Here is a 5,587-nt window from a genome sequence, read left to right as displayed (position 1 = left end):
TTAGCTCCATTAATGAGTCTTTGATACTCGTGAATGAGTCTTTTAGCTCCATTAATGAGTCTTTGATACTCGTGAATGAGTCTTTTAGCTCCATTAACGAGTCTTTGAACTCCATTAATGAGTCTTTTAGCTCCGTTAACAAATTCGGTGGGTTTAAGTCCCCCGGTTCTATAAAAAAGCAAGTATGTTAGGCGGGGTCTAAATCCCCGTTACAAAACTGTACTTCTGACTTCCGACTTCCGACTTGTTTAACGAGTCTTTAAACTCCGTCTTTATTTGTATGATTTACAATCAATCAGAATTTAATTTACGCTGTGAGTGGGGGTCACAAGGAGTTGCTCAACTCGCTCCTATGAGTGATGTAATTGTAATAGTTGACGTTCTCTCTTTTTCTACCTGCGTGGAAATTGCCACCAACAACAACGCGATAATTTTTCCCTATGCAATGAGAGATGAATCTGTCATAGATTATGCCAAATCAGTACAAGCAGAGTTAGCAAGTCATAGACAACGTTGGACTACAACTGGATATTCCCTCTCGCCAAAATCGGTGACTCAGATTCCTGCTGAAACTAGACTAGTTTTACCTTCACCTAATGGTTCTTATCTGACTTTACATACAGGGAATACACCAACTTTGGCTGGTTGCTTGCGAAATTGCCAAGCTGTGGCGCAGTTTGCTCAAAAGTATGGTGATAAAATCGCTGTGATTCCTGCTGGTGAAAGGTGGAAAGAAGATGGTAGCCTCCGCCCTGCATTTGAAGATTTAATTGGTGCTGGGGCAATTCTCAGTTATTTAGATGGTAGCTTATCACCAGAAGCCGAAGTCGCTGTGGAAACATTTCAAGCTTTCCAGCAAGACTTATTGGGGTACTTAAAAAAATGCAGTTCGGGTAAAGAGTTAATTGAAAAAGGTTTTGAGTCAGATGTTGAACTGTCCGCCGCCTACAACGTTAGTGATTGCGTACCTTTATTTACTGATAATGCTTATATAAATTCCAGGCTACAGGGTTAATTAAAATAATTTGTAATTCGTAATTTGTAATTTGTAATTCGTAATTCGTAATTAAAGACTGTTACATAAGTGGATTTAGACCCAGGCTAAAAAAAATGCCACGTATAGACAAATAATAATGCATCTCCTAGAGAATGAGAATTAAACCTAAAAATTACGAATTAGCAATTAATTAAAGGTCGCATTGATTAGTTTGGCAATATTTGGCATTATTTATAAACTCTTGCAACTTCTTCAAGGGAATTATCTGAAATGATGAGCCACCCTGCACTTCAGCAGCGATGTAAGCAAACTTTTGCCCACGATAAAACTGGTCACGTTCAACTTTAGTGATATATCGAGACTTCTGGAAGTCATTGGCAATATTAGAATTATAAATATTTTGTAACAGTTTCACTGCATTAACATTTTTTGTGGTGAATTTTAGGCGATCGCTACCACTAACGGTTATGCCTTCTTTAGTCACTGTGCCATTTTCTTGCGTGACATCAGCATAAAAGTATAAATTTCCCTTTGTACCCTCGTAGCCGTGGGCTTCGCTGTTGTATCTCAGAGTTGGTAGTTGAGGTCTAGTCTTTGCCCACTTCACAACGGTGCTGATATTTTGGTCTGGAAGCGCATTTGCAGGAGTGACAGCCAAAATAACTGCGATCGCAGACAGAGTAGCATTAAATAAATAGTTAAATTTATAACTTTTGTGCATCGTATTTTCCGGTTAAAAAATGCTAAGAGCAAATCCTTAAAGCATCACAAATTAAGAACTATTTCCAGGGTCGTGTTATTTATTAATACTCATTTATCAGTAGCAAAAACAACCTAACATTGACTCCTGACTACTGTCCACTGACATTACTGAAGGCAATTTGGTTTCAATTGAAATTTTGTATAAGTTGTAATAATTGTAGGGTGGACACTGCCACTAACATCAAAATAAGGGTTTTCAGCATCAGTAGACCATGCTTACCCTGTTACTTAGTTACAAAACTTAGATTTCGTCTCAGCCAAATAATAGTATGTAATCTTAAGACTGGATAAATATAAGCTACAGGTTCTACACACTTCTTAATAAACCAGCCTTGAGAACGCAAAACGTTTTAATCTAAAAGCTAACCGGGTTAATTTACTGGCAGTTTTGCAGGCAGTACTCTCAAGCTTATAAAGCACAAACACACCGATGTGTCAAGCCTCAAAGCGACCCAGACTTAACACATAAATGATTATGATGGGAGTTTTACAAATCCGATGAGTGTTAAGGCAAGTGGTGGAAGCTCAGTTGCGCGTCCGCAACTATATCAAACCCTAGCTGTAGCGACAATTACCCAAGCCGAGCAGCAAGACCGCTTTTTGGGAAGTGGTGAATTAGATGAACTGGCAAGCTATTTTGCATCTGGTGCAAAGCGTCTAGAAATTTCCCAGACGCTAACGGATAATGCCGAGATTATTGTATCTCGCGCTGCCAACCGGATTTTTGTCGGTGGTTCGCCAATGGCTTTTTTAGAAAAGCCTAGAGAAATAGAAATAGTACCTGTTAGTGCTGGTGCTAATGTTCAGCAAGGGATGCAACTGGGAACCGTAACCTACGTTGAAAGTCGTGGTGGGTTCCTAGAAAATTTACGCTCAATATTTAACTCATCCCCCAGTGGCCCGACACCTCCAGGTTTCAGACCAATTAACATTGCTCGATATGGCCCAAGCAACATGGCCAAGAGCTTGCGGGATTTATCCTGGTTCTTGCGCTACGCTACTTATGCGATCGTTGCTGGCGACCCCAACATCATAGCGGTGAACACACGGGGTTTGCGGGAAATAATTGAAAATGCCTGCTCTGGTGAAGCAACGCTGGTAGCTTTGCAAGAAATCAAAGCAGGGTCACTTTCCTTTTTCCGCAAAGATGCTGAGGCTACAGAGATTGTGTCTCAGTACATGGATGTTTTGCTAACAGAATTCAAAGCAGCCACACCTTCAAATAAACTCCGCCAACGCCCCTCTAGCGACCAGCAAGGGTTGGAACTGCCGCAAATTTACTTTAATGCGTCAGAACGGCGTCCCAAGTTTGTAATGAAAACTGGGTTGTCAAGTAGCGAAAAAAATGAGGTAATCAAGGCTGCATATCGGCAAATTTTTGAGCGCGATATTACCCGTGCTTATAGCTTGTCAATATCTGATTTAGAATCCAAGGTGAAAAATGGCGACATCTCCATGAAGGAGTTTGTCCGTCGTCTAGCTAAATCTCCCCTTTACCAAAAACAGTTTTACCAGCCTTTTATTAACAGCCGAGTCATCGAACTGGCTTTCCGTCACATTCTGGGACGGGGCCCAAGTAGCCGCGAAGAAGTACAAAAATACTTCTCAATTATTTCTAACGGTGGTCTACCAGCCTTAGTAGATGCCTTAGTAGATTCTGCTGAATACGGCGACTATTTTGGCGAAGAAACAGTACCTTACCTTCGGGGTCTTGGTCAAGAAGCACAAGAATGTCGCAACTGGGGACTGCAGCAAGACCTGTTTAACTACAGTGCGCCTTTCCGCAAGATACCTCAGTTTATAACCACATTTGCTGCTTACGAACAACCACTACCAGACCAACATCCCTATGGTTCTGGGAATGATCCCTTGGAAATTCAATTTGGGGCGATTTTCCCGAAAGAAACTCGCAACCCCAGCACCAGTCCGGCTCCTTTTGGGAAGGATACCAAGCGCATCCTGATTCACCAAGGGGCAGGGATTAATAACCAAAATAGTAATCCCAACGCGCGGGGTGAAGCTCCTGGTACTCTTGGCCCCAAGGTGTTCAAGTTAGATCAACTGCCTGGTACTATTGGTAGAAAGGCTGGCAAAGGTTCTAGCGTCAGATTCTCCGAAAGCTCCACGCAAGCAGTGATTAAAGCTGCTTATCTGCAAGTTTTCGGTCGTGATCTTTACGAAGGTCAGCGCCCGAAGGTATTGGAAATCAAGCTGGAAAACGGCGACATCTCTGTACGGGAGTTTATCCGTGCTTTGGCTAAGTCGGATGTATTCCGTAATCTGTACTGGTCATCGCTCTATGTTTGTAAAGCGATCGAGTATATTCACCGCCGCTTGTTGGGTCGTCCGACATACGGTCGTCAAGAAATCAACAAGTACTTTGACATCGCTTCTAAACAGGGCTTTTACGCGGTGGTTGATGCCATTATTAACAGCGTAGAATACAGCGAAGCATTTGGTGAAGATACAATTCCTTACGAACGGTATTTGACTCCTGGTGGTGTATCAGGGCGACAATTACGCGTTGGTAGCATTCGTGATGATGTTGCCGCGAAACTTCAGAAGGAAGTAACGCCGAGCTTTGTGACACTGGGTACAGTGACAGAAAATCGGTCAGAACCAGATATTCAGTTCCGCATTAGCCAAGGTGTCAGCAAGCAACGCGAACAAACCAAAATCTTCAAGCTGGTGGCGAATACCAGTGACAAAGTTGCAGTAAAAACTTTGATTAGTGCTGCGTATCGTCAGATTTTTGAGCGGGATATTGCCCCCTATATCGCCAAAAACGAATTTACAAAATGGGAAAGCAAGCTGGGTAATGGCGAAATTAGTGTGAAGGAATTTATTGAAGGTTTAGGTTACTCTAACCTCTACCTGAAAGAATTCTACACACCTTACCCCAACACCAAAGTGATTGAGTTGGGAACCAAACACTTCTTGGGACGTGCGCCACTAGACCAAGCAGAAATCCGTAAGTATAACCAGATTTTGGCTACTGAAGGTATTCGTGCCTTTATTGCTGCTTTGGTAAATAGTGTGGAATATAACGAGGTATTTGGTGAAGATACGGTGCCTTACCGTCGCTTCCCAACCCTACCTGCGGCAAACTTCCCGAATACAGAAAAGCTGTACAACCAGCTTACCAAGCAAAATGATGACGTAGTTGTACCGAGCTTTAAGCCAGTGCAAGCCCGCACCGGATCTGGCGATACGCCACTTTTGGCACAGGCGATCGCAGATATAGCAACGCAAACAAATGGTCAGCCCTCATTTGCTGAACTGGGTCGTTCCTACAACGATGGGAGCGGACAATCTGTGGAAGTGGCTGTGCGTAAACATACACGCATTTACCGTCTAACCGAAACCACAAACCAAGCCGAAAGACAACAGGCAATTAACGCCATTTACTGTCAAGTATTGGATGTATTTAGCGGTGAAGTGCCTGATAATTTCCGCCGTAGTGACCTAGAGGGCAAACTCCAGAATGGTGAAATTACCGTCCGGGAGTTTGTGCGTCAACTAGCTAGTTCCGAAATCTATCGCCAGCGCTTCTTATCACCTTATCCTCATGCCAAGGTGATTGAGTTCCTCTTCCGTCACCTGTTGGGGCGTACACCCGCAGATCAGGAAGAAATTCGCCAGTATAACAATCTGCTAGCTGATAGTGGTTTGTCGGCTGCTGTAGAAGCAATAGTCGATAGCCCAGAATATAGCTGCTACTTCGGTGAAGATGTTGTGCCTTACAACCGCTTCCCAATAGGGAATAGGGAATAGGAAATAGGGAATAGGGTACAGATTATTTACTGTCCCCTGTCCCCTGCCCCCTTC

At 43.2% G+C, this 5,587-nt stretch carries 3 protein-coding genes; 2 read left to right on the top strand and 1 reads right to left on the bottom strand.

Annotated features, from left to right (window positions below; translation table 11 throughout):
* Window positions 1–280 precede the first annotated feature (280 nt).
* A complete protein-coding gene (locus tag ACFFAP_RS35225) occupies window positions 281–1,015 on the top strand; it encodes a 2-phosphosulfolactate phosphatase (protein WP_375515559.1) in 735 nt (244 codons plus the stop codon).
* 172 nt (window positions 1,016–1,187) lie between these two features.
* Here ACFFAP_RS35225 and ACFFAP_RS35220 read toward each other — a convergent pair whose 3' ends face one another.
* On the bottom strand, window positions 1,188–1,718 hold the full coding sequence (locus ACFFAP_RS35220; RefSeq protein ID WP_375515558.1) for a hypothetical protein: 531 nt from the start codon (window positions 1,716–1,718) through the stop codon (window positions 1,188–1,190).
* Between the two features lie 539 nt (window positions 1,719–2,257).
* Here ACFFAP_RS35220 and ACFFAP_RS35215 point away from each other — a divergent pair.
* Complete coding sequence (locus ACFFAP_RS35215; protein WP_375515557.1) at window positions 2,258–5,533, top strand: phycobilisome rod-core linker polypeptide; 3,276 nt, start codon at window positions 2,258–2,260, stop codon at window positions 5,531–5,533.
* Window positions 5,534–5,587: the final 54 nt, after the last annotated feature.

The organism is uncultured Nostoc sp., from assembly GCF_964245575.1.
In the GTDB taxonomy this organism is placed as follows: Bacteria; Cyanobacteriota; Cyanobacteriia; order Cyanobacteriales; family Nostocaceae; genus Nostoc.
This window is presented reverse-complemented; position numbering and strand designations above follow the sequence as displayed.